Raw genomic sequence first — 18,235 nt, forward strand, 5'->3', positions numbered from 1 at the left:
CGAACGTCTTGTTCGGTTACCCCTCGACCCATGACGATCAAGACCGGGAGCTGTTCCTCTGGTGACGGTATGCAGCACGAGGGGCCCGCGCCTGCTGAAGGCCACTCAGGTAGGCCGTTCGGCAGGTGCGGCCTCACCCGGACATGCGGCGGCTCCCTTGCGGCGGGGTGATGACGAGCCGGCCTTCCGACGACCCGGTAGGCGGGCGTACTTGGGCGGCAGCGAGGGCTGAAGGTGCCCAGCCGGTCCCGGGGGACCCGCACCGGGCACGGTGCCGACCTCGGGCATGACCTTCTCGGTGCGGTAGCCGTTGGGCATGTTCGTGCCCGAGCGAGCTCCGCGCCCGCCACGCTGTCCGGCCCCGGTGACCACGTTCCAGCTGGAGGGGAAGGAAGGCCCCGGCGGCCGCACGGCCGCCGGGGCTCACGACGGCACGTCAGCCGAGGACCCGGACCGGGTCGCCGTCGAGGTAGGCCTGGATGTCCTCCACGGCCTGGCCGTAGTAGCGCGCGTAGTTGGCGCGGGACACATAGCCGAGATGCGGGGTGGCGAGCAGCCGCGGTGCGGTGCGCATCGGGTGGTTGCCCGGCAGCGGTTCGACGTCGAAGACGTCGACGCCGGCGCCGGCGATACGGCCCTCGTGCAGCGCCGCGAGCAGGGCCTCCTGGTCGACGATCGCCGCCCGCGAGGTGTTGATCAGGTACGTGGTGGGTTTGAGCAGGGCGAGCTCGGCGGCGCCGAGCAGGCCCCGGGTGCGGTCGCTCAGCGCGAGGTGGACGGAGATGAAGTCGCTGCTTGCCAGCAACTCCTCCTTGGAGGGGGCGAGTTCGACACCGACCTCGTCCGCGCGTTCCTTGGTGAGGTGCTGGCTCCAGGCGGTGACCTCCATGCCGAAGGCGAGTCCGATCCGGGCCACCCGGCTGCCGATCTTGCCGAGTCCGAGCAGGCCGAGCGTGCGGCCGTGCAGGTCGGCGCCGACGGTGGACTGCCAGGGGCCGCCGTCGCGCAGGGCGGTGTTCTCCTGGACGATGCCGCGGGCGAGTCCGAGCAGCAGGGCCCAGGTGAGTTCGACCGGCGGCGTCGAGGAGCTCTGGGTGCCGCACACGGTGACGCCGCCCGCCTTCGCGGCCGCGTAGTCGATCACCGAGTTGCGCATGCCGGAGGCGATCAGCAGCTTCAGGCGGGGCAGCCGGTTCAGCAGCGAGTCCGGGAAAGGCACCCGCTCGCGCAGGGTGACCACGAAGTCGAAGTCGGCGAGGGCGGAGGCGAGTTCGTCCTCGGTGGCGAAGTGCTCGGCGAAGGAGACGACCTCGACCCGATCGCTCAGCGTCGACCAGTCGGCAGATGTGCTCGCCACGTTCTGGAAGTCGTCGAGTACGGCGCAGCGGAATTGCACGTCATTTCTCCCAGGTGTTCTCGCTGTCGGGGCGCGGGCACGCGCCCGGTCCGGGGTCGCCCGGCAGCACGATCCTGCCCCGGTCGATCACGGCACCGGAGAACGGAGGGGTTTGTTGTGACGAGCGGCCGGGCGGCCGCGCCCGAGGGGCGTCCGACGTTGCGTACGTGCTACGAACCTGCAGGTCCGGGCCCTTCCGCCCCTCAGCACTCGATGATGTTCACCGCGAGCCCGCCCCGCGCCGTCTCCTTGTACTTGACGCTCATGTCCGCGCCCGTCTCCTTCATGGTCTTGATGACCTTGTCGAGGGAGACCTTGTGGGAGCCGTCGCCGCGCATGGCCATGCGGGCGGCGGTGACCGCCTTGACCGCTGCCATGCCGTTGCGCTCGATGCAGGGGATCTGGACGAGGCCGCCGACCGGGTCGCAGGTGAGGCCGAGGTTGTGTTCCATGCCGATCTCGGCGGCGTTCTCGACCTGCTCGGGGCTGCCGCCCAGGACCTCGGCGAGGGCGCCCGCGGCCATCGAGCAGGCCGAGCCGACCTCGCCCTGGCAGCCGACCTCGGCGCCGGAGATGGAGGCGTTCTCCTTGAAGAGCATCCCGATGGCGCCGGCGGCCAGCAGGAAGCGCACGACGCCGTCCTCGTCCGCGCCCGGGATGAAGTTGATGTAGTAGTGGAGGACCGCCGGGATGATGCCCGCGGCGCCGTTCGTGGGGGCCGTGACCACCCGGCCGCCCGCCGCGTTCTCCTCGTTCACCGCCATGGCGTAGAGCGTGATCCACTCCATCGCGTGGGCCAACGGGTCGCCCTCCGCCCGCAGCTGGCGGGCCGAGACGGCGGCGCGGCGGCGGACCTTGAGCCCGCCCGGCAGGATGCCCTCACGGGACATGCCTCGGGAGACGCACGCCTGCATCACACGCCAGATGGCGAGCAGGCCCTCGCGGATCTCCTCCTCGGTGCGCCAGGCCCGCTCGTTCTCCAGCATCAGGGCGGAGATCGACAGGCCGGTCTCCTTCGTCAGCCGCAGCAGCTCGTCGCCCGTGCGGAACGGGTACTTGAGCACCGTGTCGTCGAGCTTGATGCGGTCCTCGCCCACCGCGTCCTCGTCGACCACGAAGCCGCCGCCGACCGAGTAGTACGTCTTCTCCAGGACGAGTGTGCCGGAGGCGTCGTACGCGAAGATCGTCATGCCGTTCGCGTGGTACGGCAGGGCCTTGCGGCGGTGCAGGACCAGGTCGTCGGCGAAGGAGAAGGCGATCTCGTGCGTGCCGAGGAGCGAGAGGCGGCTCGACGACTTGATCTGCTCCACGCGGTCGTCGGCGCCCTCCACGTCCACGGTTCGCGGCGACGCGCCCTCCAGGCCCAGCAGCACCGCCTTGGGGGTGCCGTGGCCATGGCCGGTGGCGCCCAGGGAGCCGTACAGCTCCGCCCGGACGGAGGCCACGGAGTCCAGCAGCTCCTCGTTGCGCAGCCGGCGGGCGAACATGCGCGCCGCACGCATCGGGCCCACCGTGTGGGAACTCGACGGGCCTATGCCGATCGAGAACAGGTCGAAGACCGAGATGGCCACGGGGACTCCTCACAACAGGGGTGGTGCATGGGGGCGGGCGCCGCGCACAGCTCCGCTTCCAGTGTGCGCGGCGTCCCGGTGAATCGTACGTTCCGTGCGAATTTCTGTACGAAAGTGAACTTTCGCAGGAACTGGTTCTGTACTGCTTCGGGCGGTACTACTTCAGGCCGGGGTACAGCGGGTGCTTGTCGGCCAGGGCGGACACGCGGGTCTTCAGGGACTGCGTGTCGTAGGAGGGCTTCAGCGCCTCGGCGATGATGTCCGCGACCTCGGTGAAGTCCTCGGCCTGGAAGCCGCGGGTGGCGAGGGCGGGCGTGCCGATGCGCAGGCCCGAGGTCACCATCGGCGGCCTCGGGTCGTTCGGGATCGCGTTCCGGTTGACCGTGATGCCGACCTCGTGGAGACGGTCCTCGGCCTGCTGACCGTCCAGCTCGGAGTTGCGCAGGTCGACCAGGACCAGGTGCACGTCCGTGCCGCCGGACAGGACGTCCACGCCGACGGCCTTGACGTCGTCCTGGACCAGGCGCTCGGCCAGGATCCGCGCGCCGTCCAGCGTGCGCTGCTGGCGCTCCTTGAAGTCGTCGGAGGCGGCGACCTTGAAGGAGACGGCCTTCGCGGCGATCACGTGCTCCAGCGGACCGCCCTGCTGGCCGGGGAAGACCGCGGAGTTGATCTTCTTTGCCAGCTCGGCGGTGGACAGGATCACGCCACCGCGCGGGCCGCCCAGCGTCTTGTGGGTCGTGGTGGTGACCACGTGGGCGTGCGGCACCGGGTTCGGGTGCAGGCCCGCGGCCACGAGGCCCGCGAAGTGCGCCATGTCGACCATCAGGTACGCGCCGACCTCGTCCGCGATCCGGCGGAACGCGGCGAAGTCCAGCTGACGCGGGTAGGCCGACCAGCCCGCCACGATCAGCTGCGGCCTGGACTCCTTGGCGAGGCGCTCGACCTCGTCCATGTCGACCTGACCGGTCTCGTCGTTCACGTGGTACGCGACCACGTTGTACAGCTTGCCGGAGAAGTTGATCTTCATGCCGTGGGTGAGGTGCCCGCCGTGCGCGAGGTTCAGACCCATGATCGTGTCGCCCGGCTTCAGCAGCGCGAACATCGCCGCCGCGTTGGCCTGGGCGCCCGAGTGGGGCTGCACGTTCGCGTGCTCGGCGCCGAAGAGCGCCTTGACGCGGTCGATGGCGATCTGCTCGACCACGTCGACGTGCTCGCAGCCGCCGTAGTAGCGGCGGCCCGGGTAGCCCTCGGCGTACTTGTTGGTCAGGACCGAGCCCTGGGCCTCCATGACCGCGACCGGAGCGAAGTTCTCCGAGGCGATCATCTCCAGGGTGGACTGCTGGCGGTGCAGCTCGGCGTCGACGGCGGCGGCGACGTCCGGGTCCAGCTCGTGCAGGGGCGTGTTCAGAAGCGACATCAGTCAGAAGTCCTTAGGAGCCGGAGAACTCGGTGTACTCGTCGGCGGAGAGCAGGTCGGCCGGCTCGTCCGTGACGCGTACCTTGAACAGCCAGCCGCCCTCGAAGGGGGCGGAGTTCACCAGCGACGGGTCGTCGACCACGTCCTGGTTGGCCTCCACGACCTCGCCGGTGACCGGCGCGTACAGGTCGCTGACCGACTTGGTCGACTCCAGCTCGCCGCAGGTCTCACCCGCGGTCACCGTGTCACCGACCGCGGGAAGCTGGGCGTAGACGACATCGCCGAGCGCGTTGGCCGCGAACTCGGTGATGCCGACCGTCGAGACGCCGTCCTCGGCGACCGACAGCCACTCGTGCTCCTTGCTGTAGCGAAGCTGCTGGGGGTTGCTCATGGCCTGAATTCTCCTGTACGCGGGGGAGTGCGGATGAACGGGATGACCGGGTGGTCCTGGGATACGAGACGTGACACAGCGGCGTGCGTCACGTGGGCGCGCTGGACGGGGCCCTTTCGGCCCCGAAGCTACTTCTGGCGCTTGTAGAACGGCAGCGCCACGACCTCGTACGGCTCATGGCTGCCCCGGATGTCCACGCCGACCCCGGCCGTGCCCGGCGCGGCGTGCGCGGCGTCGACGTACGCCATCGCGATCGGCTTGCCCAGCGTCGGGGAGGGCGCGCCGGAGGTGACCTCGCCGATCACCTTGCCGTCGGCGACGACCGGGTACCCGGCGCGCGGCACGCGGCGGCCCTCGGCGACAAGCCCGACGAGTACCCGCGGGGGGTTCTCCTCGGCGCGGGTGGCGGCCTCCTGGAGCGCGGCACGCCCCACGAAGTCCCCCTCCTTCTCGAACTTCACGACCCGCCCGAGCCCCGCGTCGAAGGGGGTGAGCGAGGTGGTCAGCTCATGCCCGTACAGCGGCATGCCCGCCTCCAGGCGCAGCGTGTCGCGGCAGGAGAGGCCGCAGGGGGCGAGCCCGACGGGCGTGCCCGCGTCCGTCAGCGCCTGCCACAGCTTCTCGGCGTCGGACGGGGCCACGAACAGCTCGAAGCCGTCCTCGCCCGTGTAGCCCGTGCGGGCGATCAGCGCCGGGACGCCCGCGACGGTGCCCGGCAGGCCCGCGTAGTACTTCAGCCCGTCCAGGTCGGCGTCGGTGAGCGACTTGAGGATGCCGGGGGACTCGGGGCCCTGCACGGCGATCAGCGCGTACGCGTCGCGGTCGTCGCGCACGAGGGCGTCGAAGCCGGCGGCGCGCTCGGTCAGCGCGTCCAGCACCACCTGGGCGTTGGAGGCGTTCGCGACGACCATGTACTCGTTCTCGGCGAGCCGGTAGACGATCAGGTCGTCCAGGATGCCGCCGTCCTCCCGGCAGATCATCGTGTAGCGGGCGCGGCCGACGCCGACGGAGGCGATGTTGCCGACCAGCGCGTGGTTGAGCAGGGCGGCGGCCTGCGGTCCGGTGACCGTGATCTCGCCCATGTGCGACAGGTCGAAGAGACCGGCCCGGGTGCGCACGGCGAGGTGCTCGTCGCGCTCGGAGCCGTAGCGCAGGGGCATGTCCCAGCCGGCGAAGTCGGTCATCGTCGCGCCGAGCGAGCGATGCAGGGCATCGAGCGCGGTGAGACGGGGTGCGTTACTGCTCATCGGTGGGGCTCCCAAGGCATGACGGCGAGGTCGTTCCTCCCCATCTGTCATCGGAACCTGAGAGGTTCATCACGACCCCGCGAACGGAGGTCCTGACTTGCACCTTGGGTGGAGCCACTGGACAGCGGCCCGCTTTTCAGATGTGCCTCGCCCGCGCGGTAACGGGGCCTGAGAGATTCAAGGGAGGGACTTGCTCCTTCGGCGCCCGGGTACCCGAAGGTTCCCGGAACTCTCCCGCGCGGATTCAAGCGGCCGGTATGCAGTTGGCGGGCACATCATCGCACGCGCCGTCCGATCGCGGCAGTCCGCATCTGTAACCGGCCTGTGGCAGTCCGCGTACGGAAACGAGAGACACCGCGCATTACCTTCTCTTTACACTCGACGGGGATGGGACTCCACACCCAAGGGGAGGACGATCACGGTGAACAGGACCACGGCGTACGCCACGACCTCGGGCCTCGCGCTGCCCGAGCAGCCCGGTGTCCCGGCAGGGACCCGGGAGACGTGCGGAGCGTTGCCGACGGCCGTCGTCCGCGACCTCAGAGCGCGCGCGGGACACTCTCCGCACGGTCTGCACTTCGCGGCGGCCGACGTCGTCGTGGTCACCGGGTTGCCGGGCAGCGGCAAGTCGACCCTGATGCGCCGCGCCGTCGAGGGCCCGCGCATCGACTCCCAGGACACCCGGGACCGCTGGGACGAGCGGACGGGCGGGCGGCTGCCGTACGCCGTCTACCGGCCTCTCGTCCGCCTCGCGCACTACGCGGGCCTGCGTCGCGCCCTGCGTTCCGGCGCCGGGCTCGTCGTGCACGACTGCGGTTCGCAGGCCTGGGTGCGCCGCTGGCTCGCCCGCGAGGCCCGGCGCCGCGGCGGCACCCTCCACCTGCTGCTGCTCGACGTCACGCCCGGCACGGCGCTGGAGGGCCAGCGCGAGCGCGGCCGGGGCGTGTCGCGGTACGCGTTCGCCCGTCACCGGGGCGCGGTCACCCGGCTGCTGCGCTCCGTCGAGCGGGGCGACCTGCCGGAGGGCTGCGGCTCGGCGGTGCTCCTCGACCGGGACGCGGCGGACGTACTGCGGCGGATCGGCTTCGGCGACTGAGAAACGGCAGGGACTTCGGTGACTGAGAAACGGCAGGGGGTGGCCGAGAGCAGTCGAGAGCGGTCGGGAAGTCGTACAGGCCCACTAACCTTTCCAGCCAGAACACCAGAACAGTGGTTCACCGCAGGCGGTAGACAGGTAGACAGGTAGACAGATGGACATCCCCGACTTCCCGGACTTCTCGGTACCGGCGTACCCGCAACCCGGCCCGCACCCCCACTCGCATGGCGGCTGGCCGGGCAACGAACTGGAGGAGGTGCTCTCCGCGTCCCTCGGAGTGCCCTCGGCCGGCGGCCGCATCGTCGAGGTCCTCGGCCGCAGTTTCGTCTGGGTGCCGCTGCCCAACGGCGGCGGACCGCACACGGGATCCCTCGACCTGCCCACCCTGGAGATCGAGGGCCAGGCGTACGTGCCGGTCTTCAGCTCCGAGGAGCAGTTCCGCCAGGTCGCCGGCAGCCATCTGTCGTACACGATCGCGCCCGCGGTCGAGTTCGCCCGCGGGCTGCCCCCGCAGGTCGGCATCGCGATCAACCCGGACGGGACGGTCGGCGTGCCGCTGCCGCCCCTCGCGGTCGCCGAGCTGTGCCGGACCGGGCGCACCCCGCTGGACGGGCCCACGAGTGGTGGCCGGGTGAAACTCTACGAGCCCGACTGGCAGGACGACCCGGTGGAATTCTTCGCCGCCGCCTCGGCCGAGTTCGCGGCGACGGGAGTCGTCCTGACCGCCCGCCGCTGCCTGGCCAGCATCGAGGGCGACGACCCGGTCATGTTCGTCGGGGTCGAACTCTCCGTGTGGGAGGGAGACCTCCGGACGCTCCCCATGGAGGCCCTCTCCCGCGCCCTCGCCCGCGTCGCGGTCAAGTGGCCGGTGAACCTGGTCCTCCTCGACGTCGCCCAGGACCCGGTGGCCGACTGGATGCGAGCCCAAGTACGGCCCTTCTATCAGCAGACCCAGTAGAAGCGCCCCGAAAGGGGCGCGAGGAACTGCGCGAGCAACCACAACGGACCTGTTGCGACCCGAACACAGCAAGTCCCGAGCTCTCAACGGCTCCCCCAGCGGAGCGCATTCGCCGCTTAAGCTGGTTTCATGGCTCGGCCGGGGTTCGGCCGAGGTGTTGGTCGACGTCATGATTTCTTCGCGAAGGGGCGGTTGAAGGTGAGCGCGTCGGGCACGGCCGCGGCCGGTCAGGTCGAGCACATGCTGCGCCAGGTGACGCCCGGGCGTTACGACGCCTACGAGGCGCTCCTTCGCGCGCTCGCGACCCCGTCGTCCGGCCAGGTGTGGATGCTGCTCTGGCACGGCCAGGCCGGCTCACCGGACGCCCAGTACGGGAACATGGAGGTGGAGGGCTTCGGTTACGCGCCGTGCGTCACCTCCGCCCAGGAACTCTCGGCCAGCGGCTGGAACCGGTCGTACGAGGTCGTCGACGGTCTCGACGTGGCCCGCACCCTCTACCCCGACCACTTCGGGCTCTGGCTCAATCCGCACGCCCCGGGCGGCGGGGTCGGCATCCCGTGGCTCGATCTGCGCAGAATCGCGGCGGGTCTGGAGCGCCAGCCCGCCGGTCCGCTGCGACTGTCCGAACCCGGCATCGAGATCCCGCAGTTCTACGCCCTGCTCACGCAGAACGCGCATCGCACCACCGCCGTGCGCTCGCTGCGCCGGGCCTGGGTGCAGCCGGCGCTCGGGGCGCCGTATCTGGCCATCGGGCTGGACGTGTACGACACTTCGCCGCCCGCCGTCGACTCGGTGCGGGCGATGATGCAGCAGTCCATCGGTGCGGTTCCGGACGGGCTGCCCGTGTCGACCGTCGCGATGTCGGACGAGTACGACCCGGTGGCGCTGTGGCTGCGCGCCAATGCGCGGCCGTTCTACGACCGCGAGGCCCACGCGGCCCCCGCGGCCCCCGCCCAGGCTCCGATGGCGGGTGGGTACGGCTATCCACCGGCACCCGCCGGATACTGATCCGCAGTCCGACGAATCGTGAAGGATCGGCGCGGGTCCTTCACCGCGGCTCTGCATTTCTTCGCGCGTAGATCACAAGGGAACGTCCGGGTAATGCCCGGATTAACCTCCGGTGTCCCAACTGCCCCGTGTCCGACCCCCGTTACCCGCCGTCCGGATAACGGAACCCCCCTGACAGCATCACGTTTACGCATCCATTCACCGTCAAGTCTGGCTACAGATCGCCGAGGCGTTGAAGACTCCCGCTCCAGGGGGTTTAACCCCCTGTGTACGACGGACTGATCACGCCGCTACGAGCGGCACGTGTGGGCCGGCTACCGCCGGTTGAGAGGGGTCCCTGCCAGATGACGGCACCATTGCACGAGCCGACCACGGACGCGACACCGAGTGCGGCCGAAGAAGCGGCGGCTGCAACCGCCGGCGAGAAGGTCGTGCAGGGACGTTCCCTGGGCCGGATCGCCTGGGAGCGCCTGAAGAGGGACAAGCTCGCCCTGACCGGCGGAATCATCGTGCTCGTCCTCATCGTGGTCGCCCTGCTGGCGCCAGTGATCACCAACCTGCTCGGTCAGGACCCGGACACCTTCAACGAGAAGCTGATCGACCCTCTGTTCGGCACCCCCACGGGGTCATTGGGCGGCATCAGCGGTGACCACCTGCTGGGCGTCGAGCCCGTCAACGGCCGCGACATCCTCGCCCGCATCCTCTACGGTGCCCGCGTCTCGCTCCTGGTGGGCTTCCTCTCCGCCGTCGTCGCGGTCGTCCTCGGCACCGTGCTCGGCATTCTGGCGGGCTTCTTCGGAGGCTGGGTGGACTCGCTCATCAGCCGCGTGATGGACGGCCTGTTGGCCTTCCCGCAACTCCTGTTCACGATCGCCCTGGTCTCGGTGATGCCGAACGACATGCTGGGCCTGTCCGGCTCCAACGTGCGCGTGTTCGTGATGATCCTGGTCATCGGATTCTTCGGCTGGCCCTACATCGGACGCGTGGTGCGCGGCCAGACGCTCTCGATGCGTGAGCGCGAGTACGTCGAGGCCGCCCGCTCGCTGGGGGCCGGGCGGTTCTACATCCTGTTCAAGGAACTGCTGCCCAACCTGGTCGCGCCGATCATCGTCTACACGACGATGATGATCCCCACGAACATCCTCACCGAGGCGGCACTCAGCTTCCTGGGCGTGGGCGTCAAGCCGCCCACCTCGTCCTGGGGACAGATGCTGTCGAGCGCGATCGACTACTACGAGTCCGACCCCATGTACATGGTGGTCCCGGGTGTGGCGATCTTCATCACCGTCCTGGCCTTCAACCTCTTCGGAGACGGCGTGCGGGATGCGCTGGACCCGAAGGCATCCCGCTGAACAGCCGTACCCCAAGCGTCCCGTGGCACCAATCACGGGGTCTCTCATCAAATCCGGAGGATCCGAGATCGTGACTACCCAACGCACCTCAGGGCGGCGTAAGCAGGCGTTTGCCGCCGCTGCTGCGGTCGCCGCACTGCTGACCACGGCGGCGTGCGGTGGCGGCAGCGACGACAACAACGGTTCGAAGACCGGCGCCGCCGGCTTCGACGCCGCCAACAACAAGGTCGCCCAGGCCTCCCTGGTCAAGAAGGGCGGCACGCTGCGGTTCGGCGGTGCCCAGGACGCGGACTCGTGGGACACCACGCGTGGCTACTACGGCTTCATGTGGGACTTCGCGCGCTACTACAGCCGCCAGCTGGTCACGGGCAAGGCGGAGCCGGGCAAGGCCGGCGCCGAGCTGACCCCGGACCTCGCCACCGGTCTCGCCAAGGTCACCGACGACGGCAAGACCTACACGTACACCCTGCGTGACGGCATCACGTGGGAGGACGGCAAGGCGATCACGTCCAAGGACGTGAAGTACGGCATCGAGCGCGTGTGGGCGCAGGACGTGCTGTCCGGCGGTCCGACGTACCTCAAGGACTTCCTGGACCCCAAGGGCGAGTACAAGGGTCCCTACAAGGACACGTCCAAGGACAAGCTGGGCCTGAAGGCCATCACCACGCCGGACGACAAGACGATCGTCTTCCACCTCCCCAAGGCCAACTCGGACTTCCAGGAGGTGCTGGGTCTGGTCTCGGCCTCCCCGGTCCGCCAGGACATGGACACCAAGTCCAAGTACAGCCTGAAGCCGTTCTCCTCCGGCCCGTACAAGTTCGAGTCGTACAGCCCGGGCAAGAGCCTGACGCTGGTGCGCAACACGAACTGGAAGCAGTCCTCGGACCCGGTCCGCAAGGCGTACCCGGACAAGATCACCGTCCAGTTCTACTCGGACGCCAACCAGCTGGACCAGCGCCTGCTCAACGGTGACCTGGACCTGGACATCAACCAGACCGGCATGTCCCCGCAGGGCCGCACCACCGCCCTGAAGGAGCACAAGGCCAACCTGGACAACCCGATCTCGGGTTACATCCGGTACGCGGCCTTCCCGCAGAGCGTGAAGCCGTTCGACAACGTCGAGTGCCGCAAGGCCGTCATCCTCGGCGCGGACCACGTCTCGCTGCAGACCGCGCGCGGTGGCCCGGTCGCCGGTGGCGACATCGGCACCAACATGCTCCCGCCGTCCGTCCCGGGCGCCGAGGGCCAGAAGTACGACCCGTACAACATCGCCGGCGCCGACAAGAACGGCAACGTCGAGAAGGCCAAGGCGGCGCTGAAGGCGTGCGGCAAGCCGAACGGCTTCTCCACCACCATCGCGGTGCGCAACAACAAGCCGGTCGAGGTGGCCACGGCCCAGTCGCTGCAGGCGTCGCTGAAGAAGGTCGGCATCACCGCGCAGATCGACCAGTTCGACGGTTCGCAGACCACCGGCATCATCGGCAGCCCCGAGAACGTGAAGAAGAAGGGCTACGGCATCATCATCATGGGCTGGGGTCCGGACTTCCCGACCGTCCAGGGCTTCGGTCTGCCGCTGTGGGACAGCAAGTACATCGCGCCGAGCGGTAACAACAACTTCGCCCTGATCAACGACAAGACCATCGACGGTCTGTTCGACCAGTACGTCACCACGCTGGACGACGCGGGCAAGACCAAGCTCTCGACCGAGATCAACCACAAGGTCATGGAGGGCGCGTACTACCTGCCCTTCACCTTCGAGAAGTTCATCAACTGGCGCGGCGACAACCTCGCGAACGTCTACACGACGGACAACTACAGCGGTACGTACGACTTCGTCAACCTCGGCCTGAAGAACCCGAAGAAGTAAACCGGCACACCCGCCGTACAGGCACGAAAGGCAGGTGAAGGCCGGCGCGGCGTGGTCGCGGGCCATCGGATGACCTCCGGTGGCCCGCGGCCCCGCGGCGGGCCGTAAGCTGTGCTCGCTTACCTCATCAGGCGGCTGTTCGCCGCCGCAGTGATGCTCGTGGTCATCGTCATGGTGGTCTTCGGCATCTTCTTCCTCGTCCCCAAGTGGGCGGGCGTGGACATCGCCTCGAGCTTCGTGGGCAAGCAGGCCGACCCGGCCGCTGTCGAGGCCGTACGGCAGAAGCTGGGCCTGAGCGACCCGATCTACTCCCAGGTCTGGGAGTTCTTCAAGGGCATCTTCGCCGGACGCACCTACTCGGGCGGTGGCGACGTCACGCACTGTGCCGCGCCCTGCTTCGGTTATTCCTTCCGCAGCGAGCAGGCCGTCTGGCCGGTGCTCACCGACCGCTTCCCGGTGACCCTGGGTCTCGCGCTCGGTGCCGCCGTGCTGTGGCTGGTCTTCGGTGTCGCGGCCGGTGTGCTCTCCGCCCTCAAGCGGGGCACCATCTGGGACCGTGGCGCGATGGTCGTCGCCCTGGCGGGTGTCTCCCTCCCCATCTACTTCACCGGTCTGCTCAGCCTGGCGATCTTCGCCTTCGGCCTGAAATGGATCAACGCGCAGTACGTGCCTTTCGACCAGAGCATCAGCGGCTGGTTCGGCGGCATGATCCTGCCCTGGATCACCCTCGCGTTTCTCTACGCGGCGATGTACGCCCGGATCACCCGCGCCACCATGCTGGAGATCCTCGGCGAGGACTACATCCGCACGGCACGTGCCAAGGGCCTCAAGGAGCAGGTCGTCATCGGCAAGCACGCCATGCGTTCCACGATGACCCCCATCCTCACCATGCTGGGCATGGACCTCGGCGCCCTCATCGGCGGCGCCATCCTGACGGAGTCGACGTTCAACCTGCCCGGCCTCGGCCGCGCGGTGCTCGACGCCATCCGGAACCAGGACCTGCCCATCATCCTGGGCGTCACCCTGATCACTTCTCTCGCGGTGCTGATCGCCAACCTCGTGGTGGACGTCCTGTACGCCGTGATCGACCCCCGAGTGAGGCTCTCATGACCGAACTCAGCAAGAGCGGAGCGGTGGCCGAGCCCGTCAAGGACTCGCCCGCGCCCTCCGCCTTCCTCGAAGTACGCGACCTGAAGGTGCACTTCCCGACCGACGACGGCCTGGTCAAGTCCGTCGACGGGCTCAGCTTCCAGCTGGAGAAGGGCAAGACCCTCGGGATCGTGGGCGAGTCCGGCTCCGGCAAGTCGGTGACCTCGCTCGGCATCATGGGCCTGCACACGGCCGGCCAGTACGGCAAGCGCAAGGCGCAGATCTCCGGCGAGATCTGGCTGAACGGCACCGAACTGCTGTCCGCCGACCCGGACTACGTACGCGAGCTGCGCGGCCGCGAGATGGCGATGATCTTCCAGGATCCGCTGTCCGCGCTGCATCCGTACTACACGATCGGTCAGCAGATCGTGGAGGCGTACCGCATCCACAACAACGTGGACAAGAAGACGGCGAAGCGCCGCGCGGTCGAGATGCTCGACCGGGTGGGTATCCCGCAGCCGGACAAGCGCGTCGACAGCTACCCGCACGAGTTCTCCGGCGGTATGCGCCAGCGCGCGATGATCGCGATGTCGCTGGTCAACAACCCCGAGCTGCTCATCGCGGACGAGCCGACGACCGCCCTGGACGTGACCGTCCAGGCGCAGATCCTCGACCTGATGCGGGACCTGCAGAAGGAGTTCGGCTCCGCGGTCATCATCATCACCCACGACCTGGGCGTCGTCGCGGAGCTTTCCGACGACATCCTGGTGATGTACGGCGGCCGTTGCATCGAGCGCGGTCCGGCGGAGAAGGTGTTCTACGAGCCCCGGCACCCCTACACCTGGGGGCTGCTCGGCTCGATGCCGCGCCTGGACCGTGAGCAGACCGAGCGCCTCATCCCCGTCAAGGGCTCCCCGCCCTCGCTGATCAACCTCCCGTCCGGCTGCGCCTTCAACCCGCGCTGCCCGTACGCGGACGTTCCCAAGGACAACGTGACCCGCACGGTCCGCCCCGAGCTGACCGAGGTCGGCGGACGGCACTGGGCCGCCTGCCACATGACCCAGGAGCAGCGGGAACGCATCTGGACCGAAGAGATTGCGCCGAAGCTGTGAGCGAGAAAGCCAAGGACGCGGAAGTGACCATTCCCGCACAGGCACAGGACGAAGGCGGCGCCACCCTCACCAAGGACGCCGCTCCCGGTGAGGTCCTGCTGAAGGTGACCGGGCTGCAGAAGCACTTCCCCATCCGGAAGGGCCTGCTGCAGCGTCAGGTCGGTGCCGTGCGCGCCGTCGACGGCCTCGACTTCGAGGTGCGCTCCGGGGAGACCCTGGGCGTCGTGGGCGAGTCCGGCTGCGGCAAGTCCACGATGGGCCGGCTCATCACGCGGCTGCTCGAACCGACCGCGGGCAAGGTCGAGTTCCAGGGCAAGGACATCACGCACCTCGGTGTGAACGGTATGCGTCCGATGCGCCGTGACGTCCAGATGATCTTCCAGGACCCGTACTCGTCACTCAACCCCCGCCACACGGTCGGCACGATCATCAGTGCCCCGTTCAAGCTGCAGGGCGTCACTCCCGAGGGCGGCGTCAAGCAGGAGGTCCAGCGACTGCTGTCGGTCGTCGGCCTCAACCCGGAGCACTACAACCGTTATCCGCACGAGTTCTCCGGCGGTCAGCGCCAGCGCATCGGCATCGCCCGTGCGCTCGCGCTCAACCCGAAGCTGGTCGTGGCGGACGAGCCGGTCTCGGCGCTCGACGTGTCGATCCAGGCGCAGGTCGTCAACCTCCTCGACGACCTTCAGCAGGAGCTCGGCCTGACGTACGTGATCATCGCGCACGACCTGTCGGTGGTACGGCACGTCTCGGACCGGATCGCGGTGATGTACCTCGGCAAGATCGTGGAGCTCGCCGACCGCGACTCGCTCTACAAGGCGCCGATGCACCCGTACACCAAGGCGCTGATGTCCGCGGTGCCGATTCCGGACCCCAAGCGCCGGAACGTGAAGAGCGAGCGCATCCTGCTCAAGGGCGACGTGCCCTCGCCGATCGCGCCGCCGAGCGGCTGCCGCTTCCACACGCGGTGCTGGAAGGCCACGGAGATCTGCAAGACGACCGAGCCGCCGCTCCTGGAGCTGAAGCCCGGCCAGCAGGTCGCCTGCCACCACCCGGAGAACTTCGAGGACCAGGCGCCGCAGGACACGGTGCTGCTGTCCGTGGCGAAGGAGGCCGCGGCGCTCGTGGCCGACGAGGTGCTGGCGGAGTCGGCGGAGACGTCGGCGGCGGTGGCCGCGGAACTGGACACCACGGAGGAGACTCCGGAGTCCGCCGTGGAGCCCGCCGCGGAGACGACCACCGAGCCCCCCGAGGAGGCCGCCCCCGAGGAGGTCTCCGAAACGGTCGCCGTCGACGAGTCGGACTCGTCGGAGGAGTCGGGAACCGACAGCCAGAAGTGAACAGGTCGAAGTGAACGGGTCGGTGTGAATTCACCGAAACGCATGCCCCGGTAACCAGAGAAATGGTTACCGGGGCATTTGTTTTGAAGAATGATCAGGAACTGGTTTCCCAGTAGTGCCAGCCGACCGAAGTTGCCGGAAGCTTGGCCGTGCCCCTCGCGAGCGTCGTCACCGAGCAGTTCGGGTTCGTGCGGTTCGACTCCCATCCGACCTTGAAGCCGTTGGAGCCGTACTGCAGGTTCCCGTACTTGTTGGAGCGGATGTTGTGCGAGTACGTGTGGCCGGTCGTGATCGCCACGGACTTGGTGATGCTGCCGCTCACCGACGCCTTGGCCGAGGCGAACAGGTAGCTGGCGCTCACCTCCAGGGAGGCGGAGACGCTGTACGTGATGGTGGACGCCCTGGTGACGGAGGCGGTGATGGTGCCACCCGGACCGTCCTTGAAGTACGCCCCCGAGGCGGGAATCCGATAGGCCGAGTGCGAGGTGATCAGGACCCCGTAATCGACCGGGCACGACCTTTTCGGAGTGACGACCGCCGAGGCCGGCGCCGCGCCCGCGACGAGCGGCATTACTCCGGCGACGACGAGTGTGGCCAGCTTGGTTCTCTTACGCATGAATTTCCCCCATGCAAGTGGTCCGGCCTCCGTTTCGGCGGAGCCCGTCAAGCTGGAATGAGCCTATGAACTTGACCGAGACCGGTCAATCACATTCTGTGGAGTTGAGCAACAATTGAGCCTGCCGCTTCGGGCGGTAAGGACTCGGAGATGTCAGGGTCTTCGTGCGGTCAAATGGCGGACTGTTTCCGCCCGTTCGGGGAGACCGGAAGCCGATCGTCAGGAGTCAACCGACGGGTAGGCCATGACGATTGGGTAAAGTCATGAACATGCCCGAATGGAAGAGTGCAGAGTCTCGCGTGTCCAACTGATCGGGAACGATCGGAACACGTACGAAAGGGACGCTCATGGCACTCTCCCGTTCGGCACGTTTAGGGGCCCTCGCGACCGCGGCGGCCTCCTTCCTCGTCATTGCCGCCTCCTCCGCCCCGACCCCGGGCGCCGACGGCATCGGCGACTCCTACTTCCCCCAGCTCGGCAACGGCGGCTTCGACGCCCGCCACTACGACCTGAACGTGGCGTACAACCCGGACACCGACCGTCTGGACGGCCGTACGACGCTCACGGCCCGCGCCACCCAGTCCCTCTCGTCCTTCGACCTCGACCTCCAGAGACTGGAGGTCACGCGCGTCGAAGTGAACGGCAGACGCGCCGACTTCACCCGTGACGGCGACGAGATCCACATCACCCCGCACGGGGCGATCCGCAAGGGCAGGACCTTCACCGTCACCGTCACCTACGGCGGCGTCCCCGAAGCCCTCAACGGTCCCATCGTCTTCGGCTCCGACTACGGGTGGATGAAGACCGCCGACGGAGTCTTCGTCGCCTGCGAGCCCAACGCCGCCTCCACCTGGTTCCCCTCCAGCGACCACCCCTCCGACAAGGCCACCTACGACATCCGGATCAAGGCACCCAAGGGCCTGACGGGCGTCTCCAACGGGCGGCTGATATCGACGTACGACAAGGGCGACAGCACGGTGGCGCACTGGCGCGAGAGCAGGCCGATGGCGACCTATCTCGCGACCGCGACCATCGGGAAGTTCGACGTGAAGACGGGGACGACCCCGGCCGGGACGCCGATCTACGTGGCCATCGATCCGGTGCTCGCGGGCAGCAACAGCGTCGACGTGTACGCCGTGACGGCCGAGGCCACCGACTACTGGTCGCAGGTCTTCGGGCCCTACCCCTTCGAGGAGACCGGCGCGATCGTCGACGACATGCCGCAGGCAGGGTTCTCGCTGGAGGTGCAGTCGAAGCCCGCGTACTCCGCCGTGCGCTCGGAGTCCACCATCGTGCACGAGCTGGCCCACCAGTGGTTCGGCGACTCCGTGTCGGTGGAGCGTTGGAAGGACATCTGGCTGAACGAGGGCTTCGCGACCTACGCCCAGTGGCTGTGGTCCGAGCACAAGGGGGTCCGCTCGGCGCACGACTCGTTCCTCGCCGGGTACAACGCGCGGCCCGCGGACTCCGCCTTCTGGGGGACCGTCGTCGCCGACCCGCAGCGCGACACCATGTTCGCCTCGGCGGTCTACCAGCGCGGCGCGATGACCCTCCAGATGCTGCGCGAGCGCATCGGCGACACCGCGTTCTTCAAACTGCTGCCCGCCTGGACGAAGCTCCACAAGTACGGCAACGCCGACACCGCCGACTTCATCCACCTCGCCGAGAGGATCTCAGGACGACAGCTCGACGACCTTTTCCGGACCTGGCTGTTCACCACAGGGAAACCCACCCTGTGAGCCTTTCTTTGTAAGGTGTGAGCCCCGCGACGG

At 68.4% G+C, this 18,235-nt stretch carries 15 protein-coding genes and 2 riboswitches; of the genes, 9 read left to right on the top strand and 6 right to left on the bottom strand.

The window, feature by feature from the left end:
- Positions 1 to 436 precede the first annotated feature (436 nt).
- The 5 genes from ACZ7M3_RS46415 to gcvT all read right to left on the bottom strand — a co-directional run bounded on the left by ACZ7M3_RS46415 (position 437) and on the right by gcvT (position 6,025).
- Positions 437 to 1,396 (bottom strand): D-2-hydroxyacid dehydrogenase family protein, encoded by a 960-nt coding sequence (locus ACZ7M3_RS46415; RefSeq protein WP_472072005.1) that lies wholly within the window; start codon positions 1,394 to 1,396, stop codon positions 437 to 439.
- Between the two features lie 203 nt (positions 1,397 to 1,599).
- Positions 1,600 to 2,967, bottom strand: a complete 1,368-nt coding sequence (locus ACZ7M3_RS46420) for an L-serine ammonia-lyase (protein WP_472072007.1) — start codon at positions 2,965 to 2,967, stop codon at positions 1,600 to 1,602.
- A gap of 157 nt (positions 2,968 to 3,124) precedes the next feature.
- The gene (glyA, locus tag ACZ7M3_RS46425; protein ID WP_351303992.1) at positions 3,125 to 4,387 is read right to left on the bottom strand and encodes a serine hydroxymethyltransferase; all 1,263 of its coding nucleotides are present in this window, start codon (positions 4,385 to 4,387) and stop codon (positions 3,125 to 3,127) included.
- 13 nt (positions 4,388 to 4,400) lie between these two features.
- A complete protein-coding gene (gene gcvH / locus ACZ7M3_RS46430; protein ID WP_067370840.1) occupies positions 4,401 to 4,778 on the bottom strand; it encodes a glycine cleavage system protein GcvH in 378 nt (125 codons plus the stop codon).
- 128 nt (positions 4,779 to 4,906) lie between these two features.
- On the bottom strand, positions 4,907 to 6,025 hold the full coding sequence (gene gcvT / locus ACZ7M3_RS46435) for a glycine cleavage system aminomethyltransferase GcvT (RefSeq protein WP_472072009.1): 1,119 nt from the start codon (positions 6,023 to 6,025) through the stop codon (positions 4,907 to 4,909).
- A gap of 34 nt (positions 6,026 to 6,059) precedes the next feature.
- Positions 6,060 to 6,171, bottom strand: a riboswitch (glycine riboswitch).
- Positions 6,172 to 6,272, bottom strand: a riboswitch (glycine riboswitch).
- Positions 6,273 to 6,440: 168 nt separating this feature from the next.
- On the opposite strand from gcvT, the gene ACZ7M3_RS46440 reads away from it, so the two are divergent.
- The 8 genes from ACZ7M3_RS46440 to ACZ7M3_RS46475 all read left to right on the top strand — a co-directional run bounded on the left by ACZ7M3_RS46440 (position 6,441) and on the right by ACZ7M3_RS46475 (position 15,847).
- Positions 6,441 to 7,121, top strand: a complete 681-nt coding sequence (locus tag ACZ7M3_RS46440) for an AAA family ATPase (protein ID WP_388522609.1) — start codon at positions 6,441 to 6,443, stop codon at positions 7,119 to 7,121.
- Positions 7,122 to 7,275: 154 nt separating this feature from the next.
- Complete coding sequence (locus ACZ7M3_RS46445; RefSeq protein WP_472072010.1) at positions 7,276 to 8,079, top strand: enhanced serine sensitivity protein SseB; 804 nt, start codon at positions 7,276 to 7,278, stop codon at positions 8,077 to 8,079.
- Positions 8,080 to 8,277: 198 nt separating this feature from the next.
- Entirely contained in the window at positions 8,278 to 9,087 is an 810-nt protein-coding gene (locus tag ACZ7M3_RS46450; RefSeq protein WP_452968567.1) for an enhanced serine sensitivity protein SseB C-terminal domain-containing protein, read from the top strand.
- A gap of 344 nt (positions 9,088 to 9,431) precedes the next feature.
- Positions 9,432 to 10,439, top strand: a complete 1,008-nt coding sequence (locus tag ACZ7M3_RS46455) for an ABC transporter permease (RefSeq protein WP_450428272.1) — start codon at positions 9,432 to 9,434, stop codon at positions 10,437 to 10,439.
- A 70-nt stretch (positions 10,440 to 10,509) separates the two neighbouring features.
- Positions 10,510 to 12,306 carry an ABC transporter substrate-binding protein gene (locus ACZ7M3_RS46460; protein ID WP_472072011.1) on the top strand — a complete coding sequence of 599 codons (1,797 nt, stop codon included), beginning with the start codon at positions 10,510 to 10,512 and terminating at the stop codon, positions 12,304 to 12,306.
- Positions 12,307 to 12,417: 111 nt separating this feature from the next.
- Positions 12,418 to 13,416 (top strand): ABC transporter permease, encoded by a 999-nt coding sequence (locus ACZ7M3_RS46465; RefSeq protein WP_060896606.1) that lies wholly within the window; start codon positions 12,418 to 12,420, stop codon positions 13,414 to 13,416.
- Positions 13,413 to 14,507, top strand: coding sequence for an ABC transporter ATP-binding protein (locus ACZ7M3_RS46470; protein ID WP_382118428.1), 1,095 nt, complete (start codon positions 13,413 to 13,415; stop codon positions 14,505 to 14,507). The genes ACZ7M3_RS46465 and ACZ7M3_RS46470 overlap by 4 nt, the downstream gene beginning before the upstream one ends.
- A 23-nt stretch (positions 14,508 to 14,530) precedes the next feature.
- Entirely contained in the window at positions 14,531 to 15,847 is a 1,317-nt protein-coding gene (locus ACZ7M3_RS46475) for an ABC transporter ATP-binding protein (protein ID WP_472072013.1), read from the top strand.
- Between the two features lie 94 nt (positions 15,848 to 15,941).
- Here the strand turns inward: ACZ7M3_RS46475 and ACZ7M3_RS46480 are convergent, their stop codons facing one another.
- Positions 15,942 to 16,463, bottom strand: coding sequence for a hypothetical protein (locus ACZ7M3_RS46480; RefSeq protein WP_099943427.1), 522 nt, complete (start codon positions 16,461 to 16,463; stop codon positions 15,942 to 15,944).
- A 347-nt stretch (positions 16,464 to 16,810) separates the two neighbouring features.
- On the opposite strand from ACZ7M3_RS46480, the gene ACZ7M3_RS46485 reads away from it, so the two are divergent.
- Complete coding sequence (locus ACZ7M3_RS46485) at positions 16,811 to 18,202, top strand: M1 family metallopeptidase (protein ID WP_351304015.1); 1,392 nt, start codon at positions 16,811 to 16,813, stop codon at positions 18,200 to 18,202.
- The last annotated feature ends 33 nt before the right edge of the window (positions 18,203 to 18,235 follow it).

This window comes from Streptomyces sp. NPDC111656, from assembly GCF_055656965.1.

Coding starts and splice junctions, on each gene's coding strand:
- glyA (WP_351303992.1), bottom strand. CDS start 4,387: ATGTCGCTTCTGAACACGCCCCTGCACGAGCTGGACCCGGACGTCGCC.
- gcvH (WP_067370840.1), bottom strand. CDS start 4,778: ATGAGCAACCCCCAGCAGCTTCGCTACAGCAAGGAGCACGAGTGGCTG.
- gcvT (WP_472072009.1), bottom strand. CDS start 6,025: ATGAGCAGTAACGCACCCCGTCTCACCGCGCTCGATGCCCTGCATCGC.
- ACZ7M3_RS46445 (WP_472072010.1), top strand. CDS start 7,276: ATGGACATCCCCGACTTCCCGGACTTCTCGGTACCGGCGTACCCGCAA.
- ACZ7M3_RS46455 (WP_450428272.1), top strand. CDS start 9,432: ATGACGGCACCATTGCACGAGCCGACCACGGACGCGACACCGAGTGCG.
- ACZ7M3_RS46470 (WP_382118428.1), top strand. CDS start 13,413: ATGACCGAACTCAGCAAGAGCGGAGCGGTGGCCGAGCCCGTCAAGGAC.
- ACZ7M3_RS46480 (WP_099943427.1), bottom strand. CDS start 16,463: ATGCGTAAGAGAACCAAGCTGGCCACACTCGTCGTCGCCGGAGTAATG.
- ACZ7M3_RS46485 (WP_351304015.1), top strand. CDS start 16,811: ATGGCACTCTCCCGTTCGGCACGTTTAGGGGCCCTCGCGACCGCGGCG.